Below are 26,010 nucleotides of genomic sequence, written 5' to 3'. Positions count from 1 at the left end.
CTGTGATAGACTTTCCGCCATGAACAAGCCGGTTCGCGACGCTTCGGTTTCAGTGACCCTTCCCAGCAGCGCGGTGGAGGAACTTAGCGCGCGCGTCGCCTCGGGAGAGTTCGGCAGTCTGGATGAGGCCGTCACGGCCGCGCTCCTGGAGCTTGAGCACTTTCGCGCCGTCGAATTGGTTGGGGGCGAGGCGGCGTTTCAGGCTCTGGCGGGGCGGATCGAAGCCGATTCCGAAGCGCATGTCGGCGAGGTCGACGCTTTCGAGTTCCTGCATGCGCTGAAAGACGAATATGAGCGCTTTGCCGCCCAGGACGACCGCGCTTGAAGCCAGTGCGTCTCAGCGCGCTGGCCGCTAAGGAAATCCGCCGGATAGGCGAGGACATAGAGCGCGATAAGCCCCAGGCCGCAGTGGCTTTCGTGGCTCAGCTGCTTCAGCGCTGCGAGAGTGTGGCCAACGCGCCTGAAGGCTACGGACTGAAGCCGCAATACGGCTCCGCCGTGCGCGGTGTAACAGTTTCGCCCTATGTGATCCTGTATCGGATACGAGCAACGGACATCCTCATCCTCAGTGTCCGGCGTGGCGCGCGCAGGCCGGTGGCGCTGAAATGATCAGGGACCTGCGTGGCGCGCTCCGGGGTTCGTGCTAGGTTCCCGCCATGAACAAGCCTCCGAACCCCGTGACCGTCACCCTCAACGCCGAGGACGCCGCCGACCTGCAGGCGCGGGTCGAACGGGGCGAGTTCGCCTCGCTGGATGAGGGCGTCGCCGCGGAGTTGGCCGAGCTGAACTATCGGCGGGCGGCGGAGATTGTCGGCGGTCCGGAGAAGCTTGAGGCTCTGCTGGACAAGCTGGAAGTGGTCGAGACGCAGGACCCCGCCGACTGGGTCGGCGGCAAGCGTTCGCTGTCCGACATGCTGGCGGACCTGAAGGCCCAGGCCGGATCCTAGGTGTTCCCATGGCTGATTTCGATTTCGACGCTGTCGTTGTCGGGGCGGGCGCGGTGGGCCTGGCCTGTGGTTATGCGCTCGCCATGCGGGGCCTGATCGTCGCCGTGCTGGAGGCCGAGAGCCACATCGGCCAGGGCGTCTCGTCGCGCAATTCGGAGGTCATTCACGGCGGGCTCTACTATCCGACCGGATCGCTGAAGGCGCGGCTGTGCGTGCAAGGGCGGCGGTTGCTGTACGCGTTCCTGGACACGCACGGCGTCGCCTACAAGCGCTGCGGCAAGCTGGTGGTGGCGACGTCCGACGACGAGATCCCGCGCCTTGACGCCATATGGGACCAGGCCCTGGCCAACGATGTCGAGGGCATGGCGCGGCTGACCGGCGAGCAGGCCCGCGCCCTGGAGCCCGGCCTCAACGCCCACGCGGCGCTGCTGTCGCCGCAGAGCGGCGTCTTCGCCAGCCACGACTACATGCTGGCCCTGCAGGGCGAGATCGAGGCCGCCGGCGGGGCGGTGGTGCTGTCGACGCCGTTCGAGGGCGCGCAGGCGCTGCCGGGCGGCGGCTTCACCGTGCGCGCGGGCGGGGCGGATCCCACCACCCTGACCTGCCGCCTGCTGGTCACCGCGCCCGGGCTGTCGTCGCAGGAGGTCGCCGGCCGCATCGAGGGCTATCCGGCCGACCACATCCCCACGGCCCATTATGGCAAGGGGGTCTATTTCCGGCTGACCGGCAAGGCGCCGTTCCAGCGTCTGATCTATCCGCCGCCGATCCACGGGGCGCTGGGCATCCATTACCGTAACGACCTGGGCGGCCAGGCGGTGTTCGGGCCGGACCTGAAATACGTCCCCGCGCCCGACTATTCGGTCGATCCGGCCAAGGCCGAGGCCTTCGCCGCCTATATCCGCAAGTTCTGGCCGGGTCTGCCCGACGGCGCTCTGCAGCCCGACTACGCCGGCGTGCGGCCCAAGCTGCACGGACCGGACGAACCGCAGCCCGACTTCCAGCTGCGTGGCGTCGAGGACCACGACTTCGAAGGCCTGATGGCGCTGTTCGGCATCGAGAGCCCGGGCCTGACCAGTTCGCTGGCGATCGGCGAGACGGTCGCCGCTCGCCTTCTGAAGGAGCCGGCCATCTAGCTTCGCGTTGACACTGGATCGGCGCCCGCCGATGGTCCGCCGCCTTATACGCTGCCCCCGGAGTTCGCCTTGACCAACCTGCTGCACGCCATGCTGGGCAAGGGTCTGGGCGGCCTGGAGCAGGTGTTTCTCGACTACCAGCCGATCCTCGAGGCCTGGGCCGCCAAGCGCGGCGGCCGGTGCGTCGGCGTGGTGCGCAAGGGCGGCAAGGTGGCCGCCGCGCAAGCCGGACGGACCCCGCCCCTGACCGCCATGCCGGCCTTTACCGATTGGGATCCGATCACCCTCGGCGCGGCGCGCGCCGTGGTTCGGGCGAACAGGCCGGCGATCATCCTCAGCCACGGCCAGCGTCCGGCGCGGGTGTTCGCCAAGGCCGCCCCGGCCGGCGTTATCCAGGCCGTCTGCGTGCACAAGCCCAGCTTCGACGTGACGCCGGGAACCCACTATCTGTGCGTCGGCCAGCACCTGGCGAATCTGGCCCTGGAGCGCGGCGCGCCCGCGGATCACGTTCACGTCGTTCAGAACGCCGTCCGGCCGCCAAAGGTCCGAGCCAGGCCCTTCGCCCGCGAGGACAGGCCGGTGAAGATCGTCGCCGCTGGCCGGCTGCACGCCAAGAAGGGCTTCGACGTCCTGATCCGCGCGGTCGGCAAGCTGCGCGCCTGGGACGTCGACGTCACCTGCGAGATCGCCGGCGAGGGCGACGAGCGCGCCGACCTGGAGGCGCTGATCAAGGCGCTGGATCTCGATCCGTGCGTGAAGCTGACGGGCTGGACCGACGATATCGCGGGCTTTCTGGCCACGGGCGACCTGTTCGCCTTTCCCTCGCATCAGGAAGGCTTCCCGCTGACCCTGCTGGAGGCCATGGCGGTCGGCCTGCCGGTGGTGGCCACCGAGATCGACGGGCCGGTCGAGATCCTCAAGGAGGGGATCACCGGCCGCCTCGTGCCCGACGACGACCCCGACCGTCTGGCCGAGGCCCTGGGCGAGCTGATCAGCGACCGCGATACGGCCCGACGGCTGGGCGCGGCGGCGCGCGAACTGGTGCTGACCGAATACGGACCCGACGAACTGGCGCGGCGTCTGGAGGCCGCGCTGGACGGAATGCTCGTCAATTCTAAGGCTTGATGCCAACCGCGCCCGGGAGTATGACCCCCGTCCGTCCTGGCTATGGCTGGGTAGCTCAGATGGTTAGAGCGGTGGATTCATAACCCACAGGTCGGCGGTTCGATCCCGCCCCCCGCCACCAGGACGGAATATTTTCTCCTTAAAATTCAATCTCTTCCGAGTTAGGCGCAGACGGCCTTCTTGAGGATCTCATTCGCGCGGCTTTGCCAGCCAGGCCCGCCTTCGCGCAGCTTTTCGATCACCTCCTGGTCCAGGCGCAAGGTGACCTGCTTCTTGGGATTGGCGGATTTTGGGCGGCCAGGGCGCATGTAAGTGCCATTGGCGGGTCTGATGACCTTCCCGCCGATGCTAAACTGCGCCCTTGCGAAATGATCAGCAGTCCATTCCGGCGCGTCATCCGGATCGACCCACGAGTCCTCTGAATCTGGCTTGTTCTCGGGCATTGCATTTTCTCATCGAGATGATACGGCGGGTTTCGCCACGGGGCGTCCAAACAATCAGGACCATTCGCTCGTCTAGGAAACCAACGGTAAAAAAGCGCTCCTCGCCATAGTCCGCTCGGTCGTCGGGAAGAGTGAACTCGGCGCCCTCGAACAACTTCACCGCGTCGACGAAATCCAGACCCCGCTGTTCTAGCGTTCTTCGGCGTTTCTCCTCATCGAATTCGATATCCATGTCGGAAGCACTCCCTCCGACATAACTATCCCATAGATTGCATTGATATAAATATCGCCCTTTGCGATATGATTTTTTGTAGCTACGAAAATAGCGCGATCGACGCGAGCAGGCAACGGCTTCTCGGCGTCGCCCGTTCTCGCCCCATGGCGCGCGCGCTCAAGGTCTTCACGTGGTCGGACGGCTTCCACCGCTACACGGTGGCCGAGACCTCGCGCGTCAAGGCGTTGGCCGCCTGGGAGACCGATCGCGATCTGTTCAAGGAGGGCGTCGCCGAGGAGGCGCCGGAGGCGCCCGACGCCAAGGCCGCTCTCGCCGCGCCCGGCGCGGTGATCCGGCGGGCCGAGGGCGGGTTGAAGTCGGCGGTCGACAGGCTGCCGAAGCCCAAGGCCAAGAAGGTTGACGACCGGGCCGAGGCCAGGCGGAAGCGGGCGCTGGCGGAGGCCGAAGCCGTGCTCGACGCCGCCGAGACCGAACAACGCGACGCCGAGGCCGACCTTGAACAGCGTCGCCGCGGGCTCGACGCCGAGGCCGTCGCGCTCAGCGGCTCCGGGGCGAAGCGCCGCGCGGCTCTGGAAAAGACGATCGCGCGTCTGCGACGGTGATCGCCGCGCCGCCGCGCAGGCCCTGGCCATCGAGATAGTCCAGCAGCGCCGCCGGATAGTCGGTCTGGACGACGCTGACGCCCTGCGCGATCAGGCCGCCCCAGGCCTTGCCGGGATCGATCAGGGCGCGCGTATCACCGGCCGCGTCGGGCAATCCTTTCGGACCCTTGCCGGCCAGGGTGTTGGTCCAGAGGCGGACGCGGGCGGCGCGGGCCGCGTCGCGCACGGCCATGAAGCCGTCCTTCTTCAGCGCGCCCAGCTCGATGGCCGGGATCGCCCGCGCGCCCGAGGCCTGGGCGGTGGCGATCTCCGCCAACTGGACGGCGCGCGGGGCGCCCTTGCCGCCGACGATCGGCATGAAGGCCAGGTTCTTGTAGAGCGGCTGGTCCGCGATCGGCGCGTCGCCCAGACCGACCCGGGCCTTGAACAGCACCCAGTCGGCGGCGTCGACGTCATTGACCAGGCGGGCGACCCGTGCGGGCGAGCCTTCCTTCAGGTCAATATTGACCAGGATGCGGCCGCGGGCGGCCTTGAGGAAGGCGCCCAGGGTGGGCGGCGCGGCGTCGGTGGCCTGGTCGCCGGCCTTCAGGCGCAGGGCCTGCAGCTCGCCGAGGGTCAGGTCCGAGACCTTACCCCTGCCGGTGGTGGTCCGGTCGACCTTGGCGTCGTGCATGAGGACCAGGGCGCCGTCCTGGGTGCGGCGCACGTCGATCTCCACGACGTCGACGCCCAGGGCGATGCAGCGTTCCAGGGCGGCGATGGAATTCTCGGGGACGGCGCTCGTCAGGCCGCGCGACGGGGCGGGCGCGTGGCAGGCGCGGTGAGCCACCACCATGACGCCGTCGGCCGGATCGTAGAGGCGTTGGCGCGGGTCGGCGGCATGCGCCGAACCCGCCAGCGTCGCGATGGCTAAAGCGATCGAAAGCGCATCAAGTCGCATGGTCAAAGCTCCCCAGCCCTTCCCACTGCATCGCTGATTCAGGCGACAGCCGTGCGGCGGTTCGGACTCATTGGGATGACGTCGCCAAGGCGGAGGCGCCTCAGGCTTTCAGTGCGACAAGTTGTCCTGAGCGAGCGGCCTTAGACCTTTCGGAAGCCCCGCAGGACATTGGCCTCGGTGCTGAGCTGCAGCTTGGCGTAGTCGATGCGCGGCGTGTCCGAGAAGATCAGGTAGTAGTACTTCATCTGCTCGGACCACCAGTAGCCGGGGCAGTTGTCGCCCTGGGTCATCGGCTTGGTCGTGATGTCCTTCAGAGCGGTATAGCCATAGGCGGCGCGGCTGGTCGCCTTCATCTCGCGATAGTGGATCGCCGTCAGCTGGCGATAGCGGTCGTCGCGGTCCAGCAGCCACAGGTTCAGGCAGGCGTCGGCATATTCGGGGCGCAGGCCGGTGGCCTTGCGGCGCGCCTGGCGGGTGGCGACGTCGATCGATTCCGGGATGACGCCATAGATCGCCTGCATCTCGGTGAACGAGGCCAGGTAGTCGTCGCCCTCCGTCTTGAAGCCGACCTGGGCCAGCAGGCCGGCATAGTAGGCGGCCAGCTCGCTCTGCGACGTGTTCAGCACCGCGCCGGTCTCATAGTCGACCATCGGGAACCACAGGCGGCCGTCATAGCGCTTGGCCTGGTGGGCCAGCTGGGCGGCGGTGACCTCCTGGGCCCAGCGCTTGCAGTCCTCGTCGCCGAACAGTTCCCAGGCGTCCCACAGATACTCGTAGAAGCTGTCGGCATAGATATCGATGCTGGCCGTGCGGCTGATCCATTCGCCCGTACGCGCATCGATGTTGGCGGCCATCAGGCCGATCTTCGAGCGCTTGTCGAGCGCATGCTTCATCGCCTTCTTGGCGACGTCGAAATAGCGCTTGTCGCCGGTCAGCTGGCTCAGCACGCCGAACTCGGTGATGTAGGTGCCGATCTCCGCGAGATTGGTCTCGGGATCGCGGACCGCGCCGGTCTTCAGGTTCACGTAGCGCCAGGGCAGACCGTAGGGCGAGGCGTCGAAGGCCTTCAGCAGGCGGTCGGCCAGGTCCTTGGCCTTGGCCAGCAGCACGGGGTCGCCGCAGGCCAGGTGGGCCGAGATCAGGCCGCCGACCAGGCGGATATTGGTCTCGAAGACCTGGGCCTCGCCATTGACGTCGAAGCTCAGCGACGACTTCACCCAGTCGACGCCGGCCTGGAACTCGGCGTCCAGGCCCATGATCCACAGGGTGTCCAGCGCCTCGACCAGCGACAGGCCGAGATCGTGGCCCTCGACGAAGAACGACTGCGACGTGCCGCTGACGGGATTGATCTCGTCCTTGCCCCAGGCCTTGGCGACATAGCCCTGCCAGGCCCACTGGAACTCCTTGCGGACGTCGGCGGCCAGGGCCTTCCAGTCCTCTTTCGGCTGGCTCTTCTTGGGCGCGGCCAAGGCCAGGCCAGGCGCGAGGCCGGCGGCGGCGAGGGCGGCGAAGGCGGAGCGGCGGGTGAGTCGGGCGAGCGTCATGGAACCCAACCTAACGGCGACCGCGGGCCTGGGCGAGAGGGCGACCGACCTAGCCGGTCGAGGTTTCGTTCGCCGGGGCCTCGGGCAGGCGGGCGCGCAGGACGCAGCTCAGGCCTTCGGGGCGGTAGTCCATGGTCGCCGCGCCCTTCAACTCGCCGCCCAGGCTGCGTTCGATCAGGCGCGAGCCGAAGCCCTTGCGGGTGGGCGGGGTCACCACGGGACCGCCGGTCTCGGTCCAGAGGAGTTCCAGCGCGCGGCTATCGGGGTCGTAGGTCCACGACAGCGACACCCGGCCCGCGGCGTTCGACAACGCCCCGTACTTCAGGGCGTTGGTGGCCATCTCGTGCAGGATCAACGCCATGGTCAGGGCCCCGCCCGGCTGCAGGCGCACGGCCGGCCCCTCGATGGTGAAGCGCTCGCTGGCCTGGTCGAAGGGGCGCAGGGCGCGCTCGACCACTTCCCGCAGCTCCGCGCCGTGCCAGCTCTCGCGGGTCAGGATGTCGTGCACCCCCGACAGGCCGAGCAGCCGCGCCTCGAACTTCTCGAAGGCCACGACCGGGTCGGGTTCGTTGCGCAGGGTCTGGGCGGCCATCGACTGGACGGTGGCCAGGGTGTTCTTGACCCGGTGGTTCAGCTCGTTGATCAGCAGGCGCAGCTGGCTCTGGTGGCGCGCCTGGGCGTCCTCGGCCTCCTTGCGGGCGCTGATGTCGGAGATGATCGCCAGGATGTAGGCCGGCTGGCCGTCGACGCGGACCATCGAGGCGGTCAGGTGGATCCAGAGGTCGCCATTGCCGACCAGGAACCGCCGCTCGGCCGCGCAGGTCTCGATCTCGCCCGACAGCAGGGCCGCGCTCGACAGGAGCGTCTGATCCAGCATGTCCGGATGCACCAGGCTCTGCAGGGCAACGCCCAGCAGGGCGTCGCGGTCGCGCCGCAGCAGAGCGCAGAAGCTGTCATTGGCTTCCAGGATCTCGCCGGTGGGCGTCAGGCGCGCCACGCCCATGGCCGCCTGGTCGAACACGGCGCGATAACGGGCCTCGGCGGCCTCCAGCTTGAGCCGCGCCTCGACGTTGGCGGTGACCACCTCGGTGTAGAGCACCAGGCCGCCGATCTCGCCGCCCCCATCGTCAGTGGGGTCCGTGCGCCACGGCGCCATCGACCAGCGGATCCATTCGGTGCGGCCGTCGCGGTCGACGTAGGGGTCGCCCTCGTGGCGCAGCTCGACGCCCTCGGCCAGGACCCGGGCGTGCAGGTCGCGCCACTTCTGCGGGATCTCGGGGAAGACGTCGTAGTGTCGCCGGCCGATCAGCGGCATGTCGGGCGGCAGGTGCTGGTCGGTCAGGTACTGCCGCGAGGCGGCCAGGTAGCGCATCTGGTTGTCGAAGATCGCGATGCCTAAAGGCGCGTGCTTCAGCGCCGTGGTGACGCTGGGCGAGCCGGCCATTTGAGGCCTGGACTGGGGCGGCGCTTCGTTGCTCATCGCGCCTTATGGTAGCGGTCTCGGTCGCTACCGGCGCTGAATTTCCCGTGACAGGTTGTTGGACGAATTGCCGCACCTGCCAGGGCGAAGCGACTGGGCTCAGCTGGCCACCGGAAACACCCGCGTCTGCTTGACCACGCCATAGGCGAAGCTGGTGTCGATCGAGGCGATGCCGGGGATGGCGTGCAGCTTGCGGCGCATGAAGGCCTCATAGGCCTCCAGGCTGTCGACGATCACCCGCAACAGATAGTCGTCGCTGCCCGCCAGCAGAAAGCAGTCCAGGATCTGGTCGATGCGCTGCACCTGGGCCTCGAAGCCGGTGATCAGGTCCTGGCTGGGACTGTTCAGGCGCACGCGGACGAAGACGGTGATCGGCAGGCCGTAGGCTTTCTGGTCGACCAGGGCGGTATAGCCGGTGATGACCCCCTCGGCCTCCAGGTTGCGCACCCGGCGCAGGCAGGGGGAGGGCGACAGGTTGACCCGCTCGGCCAGCTCCTGATTGGTCAGGCGGCCGTCCTTCTGCAGCTCGCGGATGATCTGGCGGTCCTTGGTGTCCATGCGCGCCTCTTGAGCAGAATCTGCCAAAATTGAAGCTCATCATGGCAGACTTTGCAATCCATGCCGTCCAGGTTCGCGCCACTCTCACCCGACAGGGAGTGAGACATGCGTAACGACCAGGGCGGCTTTTCCACGCGGGCGATCCACGCGGGCTATGATCCCGCCGACGAGCACGGGGCGCTGACGCCGCCGGTGCACCTGACCTCGACCTTCGCGTTCGAGAGCGCCGAGGCCGGCGGCGAGATGTTCGCTGGCACGCGGGAGGGGCACTTCTACTCGCGGATCTCCAACCCCACGACCGACCTTCTGGAGCGCCGGCTGGCCAGCCTGGAGGGCGGCGAGGCGGCCGTCGCCACGGCCTCGGGCATGGGGGCGATCACCGCCACGCTGTGGAGCTTCCTGCGGGCGGGCGACGAGGTTATCACCGACCAGACACTCTACGGCTGCACCTTCGCCTTTCTGCGCGACGGCCTGACCCGGTTCGGCGTGACGGTGCGGACGGTCGACATGACCCGGCCCGAAGCCCTGGCCGACGCGATCTCGAACAAGACCCGGATCGTCTATTTCGAGACTCCGGCCAATCCGAACATGCGCCTGGTGGACATCGCCGCGATCAGCCGGATCGCCCGCGACGCCGGCGCCAAGGTGGTGGTCGACAACACCTACGCCACGCCGGTCCTGACCCGGCCGCTGAGCCTGGGCGCGGACATCGTCGTCCACTCGGCGACCAAGTATCTGGGCGGCCACGGCGACCTCGTGGGCGGCGTCGCGGTCGGCGGCGTCGAGGACATGGGCCGCGTGCGCCTGGTCGGCGTGAAGGACATGACCGGGGCGGTGATGTCGCCGTTCACCGCCTTTCTGGTCATGCGGGGCCTGAAGACCCTGGCGCTGCGCATGGCCCGCCACAGCCAGAGCGGGGAGGCCGTCGCCCGCTGGCTGGAGGCGCACCCGGCCGTCGCGCGGGTGTTCTATCCGGGCCTGAGGAGCTTTCCGCAGCACGCCCTGGCCGAACGCCAGATGGCCGGCGGCGGCGGCATGATCGCCTTCGAGCTGAAGGGCGGCCACGCGGCGGGTGTGGCGATGATGAACCGGCTGACGATGATCCGCCGGGCGGTGTCGCTGGGCGACGCCGAGACCCTGATCCAGCACCCGGCCAGCATGACCCACTCGCCCTATTCGCCCGAGGAGCGGGCGGCGGCGGGCATCGGCGAGGGGCTGGTGCGGCTGTCGGTCGGGCTGGAGGACGTGGCGGATATTCTGGGCGATCTGGAAGGAGCGCTGGCGATTGCCGCTCCCCCGCCGGGGGACCTGCCCCCGAGGCCGACCGAGGGCGCCGTCTCCGCCTGACGCAGGGGGCGATCTCAGCAGTCCAGGAACTTCACCTCGTCGGCCGCGTACCTCATGTCGCTGGCGCTGAAGAGCCCGGACAAGCCCAGCAGGGTGCAGCGGCCGACGGCCAGGTACACCGGAATCCCCTGCACATACGCGCCCATCCGGCCCTTGTCGGAGAACCGTCTGGCGAACGCCGCGCGGTCCAGCAGGTCACCGAAGCGCTCCATCAGCGGGCTGTTGATGTAGACGCCGCCGCGGGCGGCGAACATCAGGGCCGCGTCGCCGGCGAAGGCGCCGAGCAGGGCGCTGAAGATCGACACCGCCTCGCGGGCCCGCGCGTCGCCGTCGCGGGCGCGGGACAGGATCACATCGTCGCTGTCGGTATCGCCGCCCAGCGCCATATGGATGTCCGCCAGTCCCTGCTGCGACAGGAAGTGTTCGGCCGAGACCCGGCCGTACTTGATCTGCAGGGCCGAGAAGACCGGGACCTCGCGCGCCTCGCCGGGCGTGAAGTCGATGTGGCCGCCTTCGCTGACCACCGGGACCCAGCCGTCGTTGCGATGTGGCGACAGGCCCGCGACACCGAGGCCAAGATTGGGGCCGATCACCGCGATCGGCGCGTTCTTGGCCGGCTTGCCGGCGTGGATCAGGGTCATGGCGGTGTTCGCCAGTCGCGGCGCGCCCAGCGCGCAGGCGGCGAAATCGTTGAGCAGGGTCACGCGTGGGGTCTTGAGCACCGCTCTCAGCCACGACTGGGTCACCGTGAAGTCGCCAGCCGTCAGAGCGATCGCGCCGTCGATCTCCGGACCCGCGCCGCAGACCGCCGCGCCGATCAACTCGCCATGGCCGCCCTTGGCGAGGGCGGTGGCCAGGTGCAGCTCCAGTTCGCGCAGGGACCCGCAGGCCAATTCCTGGTGCGCGCGGGGCGGATCGCCAGGACGCACGACCGCCAACGCCAGGTCGCGCCCGTTCACGTCGGCCAGCAAGACCGATCCCTTAGCCATGTCGTTTCCTCGTACGGCCGGATCTTCTGTCCGGCTTCGGTGAACTCTGTTGTACCGGTAACATGGACCGGCAAATGGCGATATCCCTGAAGAACGGCGTTATGACAGGGTTGTCACCACCAAAGTCAAACCCCGCCTCCCGCTCCTGCCGCGTTAACCTTCACGACTAAATCCTAAATTTAGACGGCCGATTAACCGCGGCGTGCGTTTATCCCCGCATGGCGAAGTACGCGTCAGGCGGCGATCACGATCGACGGACAGCCGTCCGTATTCAGACTCAGAGATCCGGCAAGATCCTGTGTGGCGCCTTCGCATGGGATTGCGTGATCCGCGACCTGTCGAGCAGCGGCGCGCGCATCCAGATGCTGTCCGGCGCCGCCCCGCCGGGAAAGGCGCAGCTGGTCGATCTTGTCGCTGGCCTGGCCCACGACGTGACCGTGGCCTGGCAGCGCGATCGCGAGGTGGGCATGCGCATCGTCCGCACCTACGACCTTCGCGGCCTCACCCCCGCCATCGCGGGCGCCGCCAAGCGGATCTGGCTGGCCTCGCAATCCGGTGTCTCGACAGGGTAAATATGAAAAAGACCTCGGCCCGCGAGCCGAGGTCTTCTCATTTTTCGCTAGAGCGGGGCGCGCTTGAGCGGAGCGCACCTAGAGCCTGTCCCGTTTGGATGGATCCGTCTAAACGGGATAAACAGGCTGTAGAATCAAACGTTTAGAGCCCTTTTGAATGCTCAAGATGGTTCCATCTAGAGCTAAAGGGCTCCGGCCTCAGGCGGTTTCGCGAGAGGCTTCGTCGGCCATCGCACGCACCAGGTCCAGAACCTGACGACGAACGCGGCCGCGACCGATGCGTGGGAACACCTCGGCCAGCTCCAGGCCTTCCGGCGTGGTCAGGAACTCCTGAACCACCTTTTCGGCGTGCTGGGCGGCGTCGTCGACTTGCGCGCCGCTCATCGGATCGGCCAGGCCGTCGAAGAAGAACGACACCGGGACCTGCAGGGTCTTGGCGATCTCGTAGAGCTTGCTGGCGCTGACGCGATTGGCGCCGCGCTCGTACTTCTGCACCTGCTGGAAGGTCAGGCCCAGGCTGTCGGCCAGCTGTTCCTGGCTCACGCCCAGCAGCTTGCGACGCATGCGGACACGGCCGCCCACGTGCAGGTCGACAGGGTTGGGGCGTCGGCCTTCTGTTTCTTCGCTCATCTGTTTTCCGCCTCCAACGGTTGTTCGGAGAAAATGACACGACCGTGACGTCGGCGGAAGCTGGGGCGTTCATAGCGCGGCGTTACGTCGCGATGGTCCAGCTGGCCTCCCCGATCCGAGGAAGTTAGCCGCCAAGGAGACGATTCGCCGCCAACCGAAGGGCGATCCGCTGCCGCCCAGCGCGAGTGGCCAAAGTCCGTGTGCGGCCCGTTCCTATCGGAACGAACCGCACGCCGCAAATTCTTATGCGTGAAGGGGCGACCCGTCGGCGCGGCCCTCCCAGATGCGCCGCGCCTCGCCGGTGCTGTCGTGCAGGCGGAACAGGGTCTCGGCCGCCAGGGTCTCGTCGCGCGGGGCGCCGGCGGTCAGCTGCGGCGTCATGGCGCGGGTGACCTGGCGCTGCACCGAGGCCAGATCGCCGAACGCCATCATGTCCAGGGCGTCGATCTCGTAGCCGATCGGCGATTCACGGCCGATCGCCTCCAGCACGCGGTCCAGCAGAGCCTGCGAGACGGCGATCTCGGAGCCCGCCACCACGCCGTACGCATAGGGGCGCGGAATACCGACCAGACGAGTGTCGATCGGCGAGTTGAGAATGCCCGGATAGAGCTGCATGTCGATCATGCCCACGAAGCGGGTCACGCCCCGGCGCAGGGCCAGTTCGAAGGCGGCGGCCCAGCACTCGAACACGCGCTCGCCCCGGCCGGGGCCCTTGCGCCGGCGATAGGCCTCGGTGGTGAAAAGGCGCGAGGCCTCCCAGATGTCGGCGCCCTTCTTGGGCGTTTCGCTGGGCGCGATAAGGTGAGCGAACTTATCGGCCAGCATGCAGCGGTCGTCGGTGGGCCGCAGGCGCAGGCCGACTTCCAGCTCGAGGGCGTCGTTGAAGCCCAGCAGATAGATGGCGCGGTGGTCGTCATAGTCGTCGACCTCGCCGCCATCCAGGACGACGAGGTCGACCCAGCCGTTCTTCTCGACGCACTGGCGCCGGCGTTCTTCGTGCATGGCCCAGAGCTGCGGGCCGTACAGATGACGGTTCTCGGAAGTGATGATGTGGATCATGGCCGGCCCCCAAAGCTGGCGAAAACAGGAACGGCCTGCATTAGGGGGCATGATCCGGCGAACGGACGATAGGCCAAACGGCCTAAGCCTTGCGCGCGGAGGGTGCTTGTCAGGGCCGCGGGGGTCTGGGTTAGAGTTTTGAGAGCAACCCCAGCTCACCCGCCTTGAGCACGGCTTCCTGGCGTTTGACCACGCCCAGCCGCTTCTTGGCGGCCTCGATGTGGTGATGGACCGTGCGCGGCGACAACTGCAGGATCGCGCCGATCTCCCAGTCGGTCTTGCCGCGGCTGGCCCAGTACAGGCACTGGGCCTGGCGCTCGGAGATGACCCCGTAGTCGGGATTGTCGTCCTGCATTTCCCAGTGCTTCAGCATGATCGCGCCGAACACCGTGGCCAGGCTGTCGATGACCGCGCGCGCGGTCGGGTCGGTGGTGGGGGCCTCGGTCGACATGCGGATCAGCACTTCCTGGCCGGCCGGGCCGAAGACGCGCACGACATAGCCGTCGTTCATGCCCAGCTCGGAAGCCTCGCCCCACATGGACTGGGCGCGGCCGTCGCCCAGCGGCTTGGCGTCGGTCCAGGCGAACGAGCGCGGCGACTTCAGGAGGAGCTTCACGCACGGATCGTGGACGACGTAGCGTTCGCTCCAATAGCGCTGGTCCCAGCCCTCGAAGTCGCGGCGGCTCAGCGTCGGCGGCTCCTTGCCATAGTGCTCGGCATTGACCAGGGTGGCGCAGAACTTGTCGTAACCGAAGGCCCCGATCGCCTGGGCGAAATGGGTTTCCACCTCATGGGCCGAGCCCAGGTGCGGCGCCTGGCTGAGAAACGCCCAGGCCTGTTGTTCCGCCGTATTCAGCACTCGAGACGCTCCGTACTCACGCTGAGAGCGAAGCTAGGCTGGGATACGCCTCGGCGCCAAGCGTGTGCTATCCAGGGTAGCGTCGGAAAGCGGCGTCCAATTGTCGCCGGATGCGCGGGCGCGGCTAGAGCGCGTTAGGTTTAGGTGTGAACGGGTAAACCGCTCGACCGCGCTCTAAGTCTATGAATTAGAGCCTGTTGATCTGGTTTCTAGGCGGCGGCTTCTTCGCCGTCTTCGTCCTCGCCCAACAGGGCGCTCAGCACGGTGGCCAGGCGCTCGGGCTTGATCGGCTTTTCGACCACGTCCTGCATGCCCGCGGCGATGTAGGTCTGGACGTCGGCCGGATCGGCGTTGGCGGTCAGGGCCACGATCGGCACGCCGCCAGCGCGGCCGCCGATCTCGCGGATGGCGCGGGTGGCGGCGATGCCGTCCATGCGCGGCATCTTGATGTCCATCAGGATCAGATCGAAGCGGCCGCCCTTGGCCATCTCGACGGCGTCGACGCCATCGACGGCCTGCTCGGAGGTGCACTCGAACATGTCGCACAGCGCCTCGGCGACCATGCGGTTGGTGGCGTTGTCGTCGACGATCAGGATGTGGGCGGCGCGGGAGGCGACGGCCTGCTCCTCGTGGATCTCGGCCTCGGCGGCGGCCGCCGCGAGCGTCAGGCCGAAGCCGACGGTCAGGCCGGCGCCGCGATTGGCCTCGGCGTGCAAGGGACCGCCCATGGCGCGCAGGACGCGGTGAGCCAGGGCCATGCCCACGCCCAGGGCCATCTCGTTGCGGTCTTGCAGGCTGGACGGGCCCAGCGGGTCGTTGATCCGGGCCAGGCGCTCGTCGGCGTGGCCCTCGGTGTTGTCGCGCACCAGGCCTTCCAGACGGATCTGGTCGCCCTCGGCGCGGGCCGTCAGGCGGGTCTCGATCATGCCGCGGCCGGCGGCCAGGGCGTTCTCGATCAGGATGTCGAACACCTGCAGCAGGCGCTCGCCGTCGACCTCGACCCCGCATTCCGGATCGCCGTTGTAGGAGACCAACAGGGTGGAGCCGCCCTCGTGAGCGCGTTCGGCCCAGCGGGCCTCGATCGCGTCGGCCAGGTCGCGCAGGCGGGTGGGGGTGGGGGCGAAGGTCAGTTGGCCGCGGGACGAGCGGTGCAGGTCGATGGCGCGGTTCACCGTCGCGCCCATGTCGCGGCTGGTGTCGCCGATGGCGCGCACGAACGCCGAGGCGTCCGGCGTCAGACGCTGCTGCTCGAGGCGTTCGGTGATGGCCAGCACGCCGTCCAGGTGGGCGCCGATGTCGACGGCCATGCGCTCGGCCATGCCCATGGCGTCGCGGGCGTCGCGTTGACGCCGACGGTGAGAGGCGAGCAGCGAACCCAGGCCGCCGACGCCCACATAGCGGCCGGCGGCGTCCACGGCGATATAGGCGGTGCGGAAGACGGGCGTGGGGCTGTCGGCCAGGGTGTTGACGAAGCTGCTGGCGTCGGTCTGGGCCGCGACGATACGCGGCGCGGTGTCCATGACCTCGGAAATCGGCTTGCCGGCGATAGCTTCCTCGGCGACCCGCATCATGCCCTGCAGAACGTCGCGATACACCAGGCCGACCGGCGCGCGGCCGGCGTCGACGATCGCCAGCGCCGGCACGGCCGGATCGGCGTCGAACATCGCGGCCGCCTCGGCGCAGGACGTGCCGGGCGCGATCGGGTCGCTCAGATCGATCAGACGGTAAAGCGTTTCCATGCGGCGTTTCGCTGGGATTTGGAAGGACAGCTTGCCCTAGCCGGCCTTGCGGAGTCGTTAAGTTGGGCGCGGTCGCGGCGCGGTAATCGTGGGAAATCGCTCACCTTTCCGCCGAGCCTCCGGAGCTCCGACGAAAAAGGGACGGCGGATGACCCGCCGTCCCCTCCATTTTCTTGCGTAACCAGACCTACCAGGACTTGGTGATCGACACCCCATAGAGGCGCGGCTCGGCGGTGATCACGTTGGTGAACAGGCCCGAGCTGTCGTCGGTGGTGTAGGCGTCGACGATCGGCGTCTTGTTGCCGATGTTCTTCACATAGGCGTCGATCGAGACGCCCCATTCCGGCTTTTCCACCTTCAGGGTGATGTTGCCGTTGTCCCACGACTTCAGGCGGTCGTACTCGGTGTTGTACACGCGAGCGAACTGCTGGCTCTGGCGGTAGTAGTCGCCGCGCAGGGTGGCCGACCAGCCGGAGGGCAGCTCGAAGGTGTACTGGGCGCCGAGCGAGGTGGTCCAGTGCGGCGAGTTCGGCAGCTCATTGCCCGACAGGTTCGCCGCCGCGCCTTCGATCGAGTAGCCGGCCCCATAGGTGTAGAGCCCGGTGGCGTTGGCCAGGAAGGCGGCCGTGGGCGCGGGGAGGCCCGCGCCGCCGAGCGCGGCCGGGGTCGACAGGAACGCCTGATAGGCCGCCGCCCCCGAGCAAGCCCAAGGCAGGGTGGCCCCGGCGCCGGCGCCCAGGATGGTGGCGACCCCGGCGGTGGCCAGCACGCAGTTGGCGCCGACGGCCGACGAGTTCGGACCCACCTTCACGACCGTATAGGCCGGGTTGGACTGGGTGCGGTTCATCGTGTCGATCGAGGTGACCCCGTCGCCGATCTTGGTGTGCAGATAGCCGATATTGGCGTTCAGCTTCAGGTTCCGCACCGGCGACCAGATGCTTTCCAGTTCGAAGCCGTAGACCTTGGCGTCGACGTTCTCGTTCACCGAGGTGCGGTTCACGATCTTGGAGATCTGATAGCCCTTGTAGTCGTACGAGAAGCCCGTGGCGTTGATCAGCACGCTGCCGCCGGCCAGGGTGTTCTTGGCGCCGATCTCGATGGCGTTGACGAACTCCGGGTCGAAGGTCTGGCGGATGCCCACCGCCCCGGCCGGGACGCCGGGATTGATGCCGCCGCCCTTGTAGCCCTTGGAATAGAAGGCATAGAGCAGGGTGTCGTCGGTGAAGCCCAGGTGGGCCTTGTAGTCCACGCCGATGCGGCCCGTGGTCTCGTTGAAGCGGGCGCGCTGGTCCGGGTTGGTCGGGTTCAAGGTCAGGCCGTAGCCGGGGGCCAGCAGGACGGTCGAGTAGTTCTTGACCGCCTTTTTGTCGCGGGTCTGGCGCAGACCCAGGGTGAACTTCAGGTCCTCGCTGGCCTGATAGTAGAGCTCGCCCATCACCGCGTCCGACACCAGGGTATAGGGCGTGCGGTTGTCATAGTAGTTGTGGCCGTCGCCGGTCGGGTCGGCCGCCGTGTCGATGCCGATGCAGTTGGCGGTGGTCGCCGGGTTGCAGTTCGGATTGCCGGTCTTGGAGAAGTTCAGGGCCAGCGACGACAGGGTCAGCGAGTTGCCGATCACGTAGTAGTCGGTCAGCGTCCGATAGGTGAAGTGGATGGCGCCGACGGTGAAGTTCAGCGGGCCGTCGAAGGCCGACTGCAAGCGAAGTTCCTGGCTGAACTGTTCCGAACGGCCCGACGAGACGTCGATGGTCGTGAACTTGTTGGTATTGCCCACCTGCGGGTCGTTGAAGAACCCGCCCGGCGTGAAGGGCGTGTTGTTGAAGGGGACCGGCGAGACGTTCCGGTTGTAGTCCTGCTTCGTATAGACGCTGCCCTTGCTGTAGGCGGTCATCGAGGTGGCCGTCAGGGCGTCGGTCAGGTCGTAGGCCAGGGTGAGCTGATAGACGTTCGAGCCCGACCGGTAGAGCGGATCCAGCGCCGTCTCGATCTCGCGCAGGTTCGTCGAGGTGGTGTCGCCCAGGTTCGTATCGCCCGAGGTGAAGCCGAAGATGTTGCCCAGAAGGCCCGTCAGCGTGCCCGAGGTGTTGACCGTGCCATAGGCGCTGGAGCCGTACAGCGAGGCCGGCAGACAGCCCTGGGTCAGGAAGCCGCGCGCCGCGCCCGTCGGCACGCCGCCGACCGTGGCCGGGCCGTTGTCCTTGGTGCAGAGCTGCTTGCCGGTCCGCGCGCGGTTGTCGTTCTCGTGGAAGCGTTCCCACAGGAAGTTGGTGCGCAGCTTGTCGGTCGGATTGAACATCACCTGGACGCGGGTCGAGTAGAGGTCCCGATCGTCGACGACGTGGTTGTTGAAGGTGTTGGTAACGAAGCCGTCGCGCTTCAGCGAGGCGCCCGATAGGCGGACGGCCAGCTTGTCGCCGAAGATCGGCACGTTGACCATGCCGCGCAGCTTGACCGAATTGTAGTTGCCGTACTCGGCGCGGATATTGGCCTCGAACTGGTCGGTCGGCTTGGCGGTGATGACGTTGACCACGCCGCCGGTGGCGTTGCGGCCGTAGAGGGTGCCCTGCGGGCCGCGCAGCACTTCCACGCGCTCCACGTCGTAGAACTCGGCCTCGAACAGGTTGCCCGACTGCATCGGGGCGTTGTTCAGGTGGACGCCGACGCCCTGGTCGGCCGAGGCGCCGACGGCCTTGGCCCCGATGCCGCGGATCTGGAAGTTGAAGCTGTTGGTGAAGTTGCTCTTGGCGAAGCTGACGTTCGGAATCGCCTGCTGAAGGTTCGGACCGCCGTCGATCTTCTGCGCTTCGAGGGAGTCCTGGCTGAACGCCGACACGGCGATCGGCACGTCCTGGAGCGCTTCTTCCTTCTTCTGGGCGGTGACGACCAGCTCTTCGATGACGGTGGTGTTCTGCTGCGCCGGCTTGGCGGCCTGCTGGGCGAACGCGGGGACGGCGAAGCCGGAGATCGCGACCGCCGAAGCGCCCATGACCAATAGGCTCCGCATACGCAGAGTTTGCGACATTGAATTCCCTCCCTGGACCCGGGCGGCGCCTTATGAATGGAGCCTGCGAGGGCCGATGTTTCCTCGGCGCCGTACTGTTCTCACCACGCGGGCGTACGGCGAACCCATCGCAGCATTCCGAGATTGCATACTTGCGTTTGAAAGCTGTCAACTGGCGCGTTCGTAAGTGAACAGCGATAGGTTACGCCTTTTCACTTTCCAGGAGGCGGCGTTCTCCCGGTACGGGTGCGTTTTGATTGATTAGAAGATCAAGTTTGGTGTTTCCGTAACGGAACTCGGCGCCAAGGGGCGCCAATATATCTCGCAATGGCGAGATATGACTGGGTTTGGCGGGTAAAAGATCTCGCTCTCATTCGTCGATTGAGTATCGCATGAGTCGGCCTGGCGCGCTCCCGATGCCGCCCCTGGCGGTTCCGGCTTGGCCTTGCCTCGTGTAGAGGAGGGGCCATGTTCCCCCTTTTCCACCTTGAGAGGCTCGCATGAGCCCGAATACGTCCACTGGCGCGCTCGTTCTGTTCTCCGGCGGCCAGGACAGCAGCGTCTGCCTGGCCTGGGCCCTCGAACGCTATGAGCGCGTCGAGACGGTCGGCTTCGACTACGGCCAGCGCCACGTCGTCGAGATGGAGGCCCGCCAGGCCGTGCGCCGCGAGGTCGCCGCCCGCTTCCCGCAATGGGCCGATCGCCTGGGCGAGGATCACGTGCTGGACATCCGGAGCTTCGGCGCCGTGGCCCAATCGGCCCTGACCGCCGACCGCGCCATCGAGATGACCGAGCGCGGCCTGCCCTCGACCTTCGTGCCGGGCCGCAACCTGGTGTTCCTGATCTACGCCGCCGCCCTGGCCGACCGTCGGGGCATCGAGGCCCTGGTCGGCGGCATGTGCGAGACCGACTTCTCGGGCTATCCCGACTGCCGACGCGACACCTTGGACGCCCAGCAGAACGCCTTGAACCTGGGCATGGACCGCGACTTCCGGGTCGAGACCCCGCTGATGTGGCTGACCAAGGCCCAGACCTGGGCCCTGGCCAAGGCGCTGGGCGGCGAAGACCTTGTTCAGCTGATCATCGAGGAAAGCCACACCTGCTACCAGGGCGAACGTGGCGAACTCCACGCCTGGGGCCATGGCTGCGGGACCTGCCCGGCGTGCGAGCTGCGCGAGAAGGGCTATGTCGAGTGGGTCGCGGCGGGACGCGAGGCGCTCGGTGCGTGAGAACCTCGTCCTTCGACAGGCTCAGGATGAGGTTCTCAGCCTGACCGTCCGCAATAGTCCTCATCCTGAGCTTGTCGAAGGACGAGGACGGGCCAAGGCGGTCGGCGCATGACTTACTCCGTCAAGGAAATCTTCCTGACCCTGCAGGGCGAGGGCGGCCAGGCGGGCAAGGCGGCGGTGTTCTGCCGTTTCGCCGGCTGCAACCTGTGGAGCGGCCGCGAGCAGGACCGCGCCAAGGCCGTCTGCACCTTCTGCGACACCGACTTCGTCGGAACCGACGGCGAGAACGGCGGCAAGTTCGCCACGGCCGAGGCCCTGGCCGCCGCCGTCGAGGCCCAGTGGACCGGCGGACCGGACGACCGGCTGGTGGTCTGCACCGGCGGCGAGCCGTTCCTGCAACTGGATGACGCCGTCATCGCGGCGCTGCACGCGCGCGGTTTCCAGATCGCCTGCGAGAGCAACGGCACGCTGGAGGCCCCGGCGGGGATCGACTGGATCTGTATCAGCCCCAAGGCCGACGCGCCGGTGGTCCAGACCTCGGGCCAGGAGCTGAAGCTGGTCTTCCCGCAGGACAAGGCCATGCCGGAGCGCTTCGCGGGTCTGGATTTCGAGCGGTTCTACCTGCAGCCGATGGACGGTCCGGATCGCGACCGGAACACCCAGCTGGCGGTCGCCTATTGCCTGGCGCACCCGCAATGGCGCCTGAGCGTCCAGACGCACAAGTATCTGGGCCTGCCCTAGGCCTTAGCGCTAGCGGCGATAGTCGTCGCGATCGCGGTCCTTCTTGCCGTCGCCCGGGATCACCGCCTTGCCGGTGGCGACGACCGCCTTGCCCGCGCCGCCGACGACCGCGCCGGTGACGCCGATCGCCGTACCGGCCACGGTCCCGACAGCGGCCGCGGCGAGGCAGCCGGTCTGAGAGAGCGCGACCATCGTCAGGATGGCGGCCAGGGGCGCGACGCGGGAAGGCGGAGCCAGGCGGCGAAGGGTCATGGTGAAGCTCGCAAAACGCTGTTCACCACGTTCTAGCCGGCCAAAGGTTTAAATTCTCCGCGTCGGATGGCCGCGACCCGCCTCGGCGTCGTCCACATAGAGCGCCCGCTTGTCGTCTTCGCGCCTGCGCTCGCCCCGGTAGCGCGGATCGGCGCGGCGGCGACGGTCAGGGCCGAAATAGTCGCCCGCGCGGACGAACGGGCGGGGGTTCTCGATCAGCAGGGTCAGGCGGTGGATGACCCCGCGCGCCGTGACCGGCTTGGTCAGGAACTCGTTGACCCCGGCGTCGCGGGCCTCATGCACCCGGCGCTCGGTCGAGTGGCCGGTGATCATCACGATCGGCACGAACGGGTTGGGGCTGTCGGGCGACTGGCGGACCAGCTGGACGAAATCGATGCCGTCCAGGCCGTTCATCGACAGGTCGGTGAACACCACGTCGATCGCGGTGGAGCGCAGGATCGCCAGCGCCTCGGCGCCGTCCATGGCCTCGAACACATAGCGCACGCCGATCGCCCGCAGGATCTCGATCAGCAACATCCGCATGTGCTGGTTGTCGTCGACCAGCAGGATTTTCAGGAGATCGAACCGCACGCGCCGAGCCCCCCCGTCCTCGCCTAACGTATCACAACCATGGCGTGTGTCGTTCGCGCGCCAGGGGATACGCGTATTGAGCCATACCTTTGCAATCGTATGCACGTCAACCCGAAAAGCTGAGCCTAATCAGTGACCAGGGCTCGGAAATCGTGGTTTTCGACCTTTGGTCACTCTTATTAGCGGCTCGCGCCGGGCGCGAACACGTGGCCGCCCGTCTGGCCCCGATGGCGCAGGAAGGCGTCGGCCAGCACGCAGGCGGTCATGGCCTCGACCACCGGTACGCCGCGGATGCCGACGCACGGATCGTGGCGGCCCTTGGTGCGCAGGTCGATCTCCTGGCCGGCCTCGTTGAGGGTCTGGCGCGGGATCAGGATCGACGAGGTCGGCTTGAAGGCCACGCGCGCCACCACCGGCTGGCCGGTCGAGATGCCGCCCAGCACGCCGCCGGCGTGGTTGGACAGGAATACCGGCTCACCGTTGTCGCCCAGCCGCATGGCGTCGGCGTTGTCCTCGCCGGTCAGGGCGGCGCTGGCGAAGCCCTCGCCGATCTCGACGCCCTTGGCGGCGTTGATCGACATCAGGGCGGCGGCCAGTTCGGCGTCCAGCTTGCCGTAGAGCGGCGCGCCCCAGCCGGCGGGCACGCCGACGGCCTCGACCTCGACCACGGCCCCGGTCGAGGAGCCGGCCTTGCGGATCGTCTCCAGGTGCTCTTCCCAGACGGGAATGATCTCGGCGTCTGGCGACCAGTAGGGATTCTGCTCGGTCTGGCTCCAGTCCCAGTTGTCGCGGTTGATCGCGTGCGGACCGATCTGCACCAGGGCGGCGCGGATGGTCACGCCGGGGATCACCAGCCGGGCCACCGCGCCGGCCGCCACCCGCGCCGCCGTCTCGCGTGCCGAACTGCGCCCGCCGCCGCGATAGTCGCGCACGCCGTACTTGGCGAAATAGGGATAGTCGGCGTGGCCCGGGCGGAAGGCCTGGGCGATCTCGCCATAGTCCTTGGAGCGCTGGTCGGTGTTCTCGATCATCAGGCTGATCGGCGTGCCGGTCGTGCGCTGGCCGTCGGTGCGCTCGTCCTCGAACACGCCCGACAGGATGCGCACGGCGTCCGGCTCCTGGCGCTGGGTGACGAACTTGCCATTGCCTGGGCGGCGCTTGTCGAGGAACGCCTGGATCATCTCGGCGGTCAGGGCGATGCCGGGCGGCACGCCGTCGACGACGCAGCCGAGCGCCGGGCCGTGGCTTTCGCCCCAGGTGGTGACGCGGAACAGGTGACCGAAGGTGTTGTGCGACATGGCGGGGGGTTTAGCGGAAACGTCGGGCTGGGCAAAGCCGCCGGGCTTAACACTCAAGCTCAAATGCTCGTTTGAATAGAATTAGATTTGAAAAACCTTATAGATTGTATTTTGAGGGGTGGCTGGTACCTTGGCGCTCGGCGTCGATCCCCGGAATGGGACGCGCCGATCACTCACGAAAAACCGATGGGAGAAGCAAATGACCAGTGGTGTGGCGAACTTTGCGGGTGATTGCGGCGAATGCTCCGACCGGGGCAAGTACCACAAGGCGACCTGTCCCGGCGGCATGCAGGTGGGGCAGTCGGCGACGGTGAACGGCAACTCGCCGCAGAACTGCGTCGTGGCCAACGACAAGGGGACGGTGTTCGGGATCGAGCTCCTGTCGAACGCCGGTTTCTACAGCTACCAGGTTCGCGTCGACGCCCAAGGGCCCAGCGGCGCCTTCAGCGGCTCGATGTACCTGGCCTTCGAGGACGAGACGCACGACGTCTACTATCTGAGCATCTACTCCTCACGGCGTGAGTCCCACACCGTGTCGTTCAACAGCAGCTCGCCCAACATCATCGCGATCTACTGGAGCGACTACGATTTCACCGTGAAGACCGGTGACGCCGCTCGCGCCAAGGCCGACTTCAAGGTCCTCAGCCCGGCCTGACACGGCTCGGCGCCGGCGGCGGGGGCGCGACCTCCGCCGCCTAGCCGTGCGCCTTCGCGGCGCTAGACGCCAGGCTTGAGGAAGACGTTCAGGGTCACGCGCGACTTGCCGCCGGTCGAGTGGTTGACGACGTCCAGCCGCTCGATCGCCCCGTCGGGCAGGGTGGTGGGATCGAAGCCGGCCGGCGGGGTGTCGCCGTTCAGCAGCACCGTCGTCTCGGGGGCCCTGAGCCGGCCGCGAACCTGGACGTGGCCGTGATAGGTCGAGACCTGGCCGTCCGGAACCTTCAGCCTGCCCTTGACGATCTCGGCGTTGCTGACGCGGACCATGTCCGAGCGGATCTCGACATACTGGCCGCTGCCGTTGTCGCTGATGACGGTCCGGCTGCCGCGCTGGTTCTCGCCTTGCTGGGCCAGGGCGATCGAGCCGCCGGCGATCAAGGCCATGGCGAGCAGGCTGGCCAGGCCCAGCAGGGCGCGGCGGGTGAAGCTGGCGGGGTCCTGGGGATGGGTGATGGCTCGCAGGCGCATGGCGGTCGGCTTTCGTCCTTTGCCGGTGAAGGCGGGATGCAGGGCGGGTGCGGCGCGGCCGCGCAACACCGCGATCAGGGCCTCGGCATAGCCGTGGCGGTCGGCGGGGCTGGCGCCGTCCAGGGCCAGGGCGTCGCTCAGCTCCTCGCGGGTGGCGGCGGCGCGGGCGCGGATGGCGGCGAACGGCGGGACCATCCAGAACAGCCCGCCCAGCAGGTGCTCGGCCAGCAGCCGCCAATTGTCGCCACGTTTCAGATGAGCCAGCTCGTGGGCGCAGATCGGCACGAGGCGGTGGACGTCCAGCCGTTCGACCAACTCAGCGGGCAGCAGGATGACCGGCGTCGTCAGGCCGGCCAGCAGGGGCTGGTCGATCACGTCGCTGACCTTCACCTCGGGCCGGCCGGTGTCCAGCCGGCGGGCGGCGGCGCGGACGGCCAGGGCCAGCTCCTGTGAGACGGGACGGGCGTCGCGGACGATGCGCTCGAGCTTGGCGCGGCCGGCGATCTGGCGGGCGCCCGCGACGGCCAGGCCGCCCAGCGCGCCCAGGATCAGCACTGTGCCCAGCATCTCGCCGGTATTGACCGCCGGCAGGGCGCGAGTCGACAGGTCATGGACCACGGCGCCGGCGGTGGCCGCGGCGCGGGTGGTCATGGCGACCTGATAGACCGGATCGGTGGTCTCCTGGGGCAGGGCCGAGACGCCGACCATCAGGGCCAGCACCGTCGGCGGCAGGGCCACCGCCCGGTTCCAGGCCTTGACCCGGGTCAGGGGATCGCCGGTCAGCTTGTCGGCGGCCTTGCCGAGCACCCAGCCCAGGCCGCTGGCCGGCCAGGCGGCGGCCAGGCCGAGGGCGGCGGAGGCGAAGAGCGCGTTCATGGGATCACTCCACGAGCTCGAGATCTATTTCAGCGGGTCGTTCAGAACGACGTTGACGGTCGGATTGCCGGACTTGGCGTTGGTCACTTCCACGCGCTGGATGACGCCCACGCGCAGGTCGGCGGGCTGGAACCCGGGCGAGGCCGTCGCGCCGTTGACCCTGACGACCACGTTCACCGGGTCCAGCCGGCCCCGCACCTCGACGTCGCCGATGAAGACCACCTTGTCTTCCTTGAGCGAGGTCTCCTGGCTGTCGGCCCGGAACTCGAGGCCGGTCAGCTTCGACTTGGGGCGAGGATTGGGCTGGGGATTGGGGCGCGGGTTCGGGTGTGGGTCGGGATGGGGATCGGGATGCGGATCAGGCCGTGGGTTCGGGTTAGGTCCCGCGCGCACCCGCGTCGGCGCCATGGGCGCGAGCGCGGCCAAGGGCGGGGACGCCGCCGCCGCCGCCGCGGGAGCCATCGGGGTCAGGGGCGACAGAGCGGGCGCGGCCGCGACGGCCTCCCGGGCGGGAGCGGCTTCGGCCGCCGGCGCGGCCGCGAGCGCCGGGGCGGCGTCCATGGCCGGCGCCGCTTCCGCCGCTGGCGCGGCGTCCTCGGCGGCGATGGCCGGAGCCATCGCCTGAGTCATGACGC

General features: G+C 67.9%; 28 protein-coding genes, 1 tRNA gene and 1 pseudogene. 13 read left to right on the top strand and 17 right to left on the bottom strand.

Annotated elements, in window-relative coordinates; translation table 11 throughout:
• Positions 1-19 precede the first annotated feature (19 nt).
• The 6 genes from AC07R7_RS22440 to AC07R7_RS22415 all read left to right on the top strand — a co-directional run bounded on the left by AC07R7_RS22440 (position 20) and on the right by AC07R7_RS22415 (position 3,326).
• A complete protein-coding gene (locus AC07R7_RS22440; protein WP_494636645.1) occupies positions 20-325 on the top strand; it encodes a hypothetical protein in 306 nt (101 codons plus the stop codon).
• Between the two features lie 5 nt (positions 326-330).
• Entirely contained in the window at positions 331-609 is a 279-nt protein-coding gene (locus AC07R7_RS22435) for a type II toxin-antitoxin system RelE/ParE family toxin (RefSeq protein WP_494636734.1), read from the top strand.
• Positions 610-656: 47 nt separating this feature from the next.
• Complete coding sequence (locus AC07R7_RS22430) at positions 657-947, top strand: hypothetical protein (protein WP_492835946.1); 291 nt, start codon at positions 657-659, stop codon at positions 945-947.
• A gap of 8 nt (positions 948-955) precedes the next feature.
• Complete coding sequence (locus tag AC07R7_RS22425) at positions 956-2,080, top strand: NAD(P)/FAD-dependent oxidoreductase (RefSeq protein WP_494636644.1); 1,125 nt, start codon at positions 956-958, stop codon at positions 2,078-2,080.
• A 69-nt stretch (positions 2,081-2,149) separates the two neighbouring features.
• Positions 2,150-3,205, top strand: a complete 1,056-nt coding sequence (locus AC07R7_RS22420) for a glycosyltransferase (RefSeq protein WP_494636643.1) — start codon at positions 2,150-2,152, stop codon at positions 3,203-3,205.
• A 44-nt stretch (positions 3,206-3,249) separates the two neighbouring features.
• A tRNA-Met gene (locus tag AC07R7_RS22415) sits at positions 3,250-3,326 on the top strand.
• Positions 3,327-3,366: 40 nt separating this feature from the next.
• On the opposite strand, the gene AC07R7_RS22410 is transcribed toward AC07R7_RS22415, so the two are convergent.
• Positions 3,367-3,648, bottom strand: coding sequence for a BrnA antitoxin family protein (locus tag AC07R7_RS22410; RefSeq protein WP_494636642.1), 282 nt, complete (start codon positions 3,646-3,648; stop codon positions 3,367-3,369).
• Positions 3,599-3,880, bottom strand: coding sequence for a BrnT family toxin (locus AC07R7_RS22405; protein WP_494636641.1), 282 nt, complete (start codon positions 3,878-3,880; stop codon positions 3,599-3,601). The genes AC07R7_RS22410 and AC07R7_RS22405 overlap by 50 nt, the downstream gene beginning before the upstream one ends.
• A 146-nt stretch (positions 3,881-4,026) precedes the next feature.
• On the opposite strand from AC07R7_RS22405, the gene AC07R7_RS22400 reads away from it, so the two are divergent.
• Complete coding sequence (locus AC07R7_RS22400; protein WP_494636640.1) at positions 4,027-4,485, top strand: hypothetical protein; 459 nt, start codon at positions 4,027-4,029, stop codon at positions 4,483-4,485.
• Here the strand turns inward: AC07R7_RS22400 and AC07R7_RS22395 are convergent.
• The 4 genes from AC07R7_RS22395 to AC07R7_RS22380 all read right to left on the bottom strand — a co-directional run bounded on the left by AC07R7_RS22395 (position 4,421) and on the right by AC07R7_RS22380 (position 9,007).
• Positions 4,421-5,425: a glycerophosphodiester phosphodiesterase family protein gene (locus tag AC07R7_RS22395; protein ID WP_494636639.1), complete on the bottom strand. Its 1,005-nt coding sequence runs from the start codon at positions 5,423-5,425 to the stop codon at positions 4,421-4,423. The genes AC07R7_RS22400 and AC07R7_RS22395 overlap by 65 nt on opposite strands.
• Before the next feature lie 140 nt (positions 5,426-5,565).
• On the bottom strand, positions 5,566-6,969 hold the full coding sequence (locus AC07R7_RS22390; protein ID WP_494636638.1) for a glycoside hydrolase family 47 protein: 1,404 nt from the start codon (positions 6,967-6,969) through the stop codon (positions 5,566-5,568).
• A gap of 49 nt (positions 6,970-7,018) precedes the next feature.
• Entirely contained in the window at positions 7,019-8,449 is a 1,431-nt protein-coding gene (locus AC07R7_RS22385; RefSeq protein ID WP_494636637.1) for a sensor histidine kinase, read from the bottom strand.
• Between the two features lie 99 nt (positions 8,450-8,548).
• Positions 8,549-9,007: an Lrp/AsnC family transcriptional regulator gene (locus AC07R7_RS22380; RefSeq protein ID WP_395445708.1), complete on the bottom strand. Its 459-nt coding sequence runs from the start codon at positions 9,005-9,007 to the stop codon at positions 8,549-8,551.
• 105 nt (positions 9,008-9,112) lie between these two features.
• Between AC07R7_RS22380 and AC07R7_RS22375 the strand changes: the two genes are divergently transcribed.
• On the top strand, positions 9,113-10,354 hold the full coding sequence (locus AC07R7_RS22375) for a methionine gamma-lyase (protein ID WP_494636636.1): 1,242 nt from the start codon (positions 9,113-9,115) through the stop codon (positions 10,352-10,354).
• A gap of 14 nt (positions 10,355-10,368) precedes the next feature.
• On the opposite strand, the gene AC07R7_RS22370 is transcribed toward AC07R7_RS22375, so the two are convergent.
• The gene (locus AC07R7_RS22370) at positions 10,369-11,343 is read right to left on the bottom strand and encodes a glucokinase (protein WP_494636635.1); all 975 of its coding nucleotides are present in this window, start codon (positions 11,341-11,343) and stop codon (positions 10,369-10,371) included.
• A gap of 218 nt (positions 11,344-11,561) precedes the next feature.
• Between AC07R7_RS22370 and AC07R7_RS22365 the strand changes: the two genes are divergently transcribed.
• Complete coding sequence (locus AC07R7_RS22365; protein ID WP_494636634.1) at positions 11,562-11,915, top strand: PilZ domain-containing protein; 354 nt, start codon at positions 11,562-11,564, stop codon at positions 11,913-11,915.
• Between the two features lie 198 nt (positions 11,916-12,113).
• Here the strand turns inward: AC07R7_RS22365 and AC07R7_RS22360 are convergent, their stop codons facing one another.
• The 5 genes from AC07R7_RS22360 to AC07R7_RS22340 all read right to left on the bottom strand — a co-directional run bounded on the left by AC07R7_RS22360 (position 12,114) and on the right by AC07R7_RS22340 (position 19,224).
• Positions 12,114-12,545, bottom strand: a complete 432-nt coding sequence (locus AC07R7_RS22360; RefSeq protein WP_492835922.1) for a helix-turn-helix domain-containing protein — start codon at positions 12,543-12,545, stop codon at positions 12,114-12,116.
• A gap of 243 nt (positions 12,546-12,788) precedes the next feature.
• Positions 12,789-13,604, bottom strand: coding sequence for an acyl-homoserine-lactone synthase (locus tag AC07R7_RS22355; RefSeq protein ID WP_492835920.1), 816 nt, complete (start codon positions 13,602-13,604; stop codon positions 12,789-12,791).
• 130 nt (positions 13,605-13,734) lie between these two features.
• Entirely contained in the window at positions 13,735-14,463 is a 729-nt protein-coding gene (locus AC07R7_RS22350; RefSeq protein ID WP_494636633.1) for a helix-turn-helix transcriptional regulator, read from the bottom strand.
• 209 nt (positions 14,464-14,672) lie between these two features.
• On the bottom strand, positions 14,673-16,202 hold the full coding sequence (locus tag AC07R7_RS22345; RefSeq protein ID WP_494636632.1) for a response regulator: 1,530 nt from the start codon (positions 16,200-16,202) through the stop codon (positions 14,673-14,675).
• A 187-nt stretch (positions 16,203-16,389) separates the two neighbouring features.
• Positions 16,390-19,224 carry a TonB-dependent receptor gene (locus AC07R7_RS22340; protein WP_494636631.1) on the bottom strand — a complete coding sequence of 945 codons (2,835 nt, stop codon included), beginning with the start codon at positions 19,222-19,224 and terminating at the stop codon, positions 16,390-16,392.
• A gap of 479 nt (positions 19,225-19,703) precedes the next feature.
• Between AC07R7_RS22340 and queC the strand changes: the two genes are divergently transcribed.
• The 3 genes and pseudogenes from queC (at position 19,704) to queE (ending at position 21,173) form a co-directional block, all read left to right on the top strand.
• A complete protein-coding gene (queC, locus tag AC07R7_RS22335; RefSeq protein WP_492886684.1) occupies positions 19,704-20,432 on the top strand; it encodes a 7-cyano-7-deazaguanine synthase QueC in 729 nt (242 codons plus the stop codon).
• Positions 20,389-20,523: pseudogene (locus tag AC07R7_RS22330) on the top strand (hypothetical protein); the annotation flags it as partial. The gene queC and the pseudogene AC07R7_RS22330, both read left to right, overlap by 44 nt.
• Positions 20,524-20,540: 17 nt before the next feature.
• Positions 20,541-21,173, top strand: a complete 633-nt coding sequence (queE, locus tag AC07R7_RS22325) for a 7-carboxy-7-deazaguanine synthase (RefSeq protein ID WP_494636630.1) — start codon at positions 20,541-20,543, stop codon at positions 21,171-21,173.
• A gap of 9 nt (positions 21,174-21,182) precedes the next feature.
• Here the strand turns inward: queE and AC07R7_RS22320 are convergent, their stop codons facing one another.
• The 3 genes from AC07R7_RS22320 to aroC form a co-directional block, all read right to left on the bottom strand.
• Positions 21,183-21,425, bottom strand: coding sequence for a hypothetical protein (locus AC07R7_RS22320; RefSeq protein WP_492835912.1), 243 nt, complete (start codon positions 21,423-21,425; stop codon positions 21,183-21,185).
• Between the two features lie 48 nt (positions 21,426-21,473).
• Complete coding sequence (locus AC07R7_RS22315; protein WP_492886680.1) at positions 21,474-22,016, bottom strand: response regulator; 543 nt, start codon at positions 22,014-22,016, stop codon at positions 21,474-21,476.
• 179 nt (positions 22,017-22,195) lie between these two features.
• Positions 22,196-23,314, bottom strand: a complete 1,119-nt coding sequence (aroC, locus tag AC07R7_RS22310) for a chorismate synthase (protein ID WP_494636629.1) — start codon at positions 23,312-23,314, stop codon at positions 22,196-22,198.
• 199 nt (positions 23,315-23,513) lie between these two features.
• Between aroC and AC07R7_RS22305 the strand changes: the two genes are divergently transcribed.
• On the top strand, positions 23,514-23,969 hold the full coding sequence (locus tag AC07R7_RS22305) for a hypothetical protein (protein WP_492886676.1): 456 nt from the start codon (positions 23,514-23,516) through the stop codon (positions 23,967-23,969).
• Positions 23,970-24,031: 62 nt separating this feature from the next.
• On the opposite strand, the gene AC07R7_RS22300 is transcribed toward AC07R7_RS22305, so the two are convergent.
• Positions 24,032-25,375 carry a M56 family metallopeptidase gene (locus AC07R7_RS22300; protein ID WP_494636628.1) on the bottom strand — a complete coding sequence of 448 codons (1,344 nt, stop codon included), beginning with the start codon at positions 25,373-25,375 and terminating at the stop codon, positions 24,032-24,034.
• 24 nt (positions 25,376-25,399) lie between these two features.
• The coding region (locus AC07R7_RS22295; protein ID WP_494636627.1) for a hypothetical protein at positions 25,400-26,010 on the bottom strand (611 nt) is incomplete at its 5' end.

The sequence above is a fragment of the Caulobacter sp. GW821-FHT05F04 genome (genome assembly GCF_059419665.1).
The sequence above is the reverse complement of the archived record's forward strand: the minus strand, read 5'-3'. Positions and strand labels throughout refer to the sequence as shown.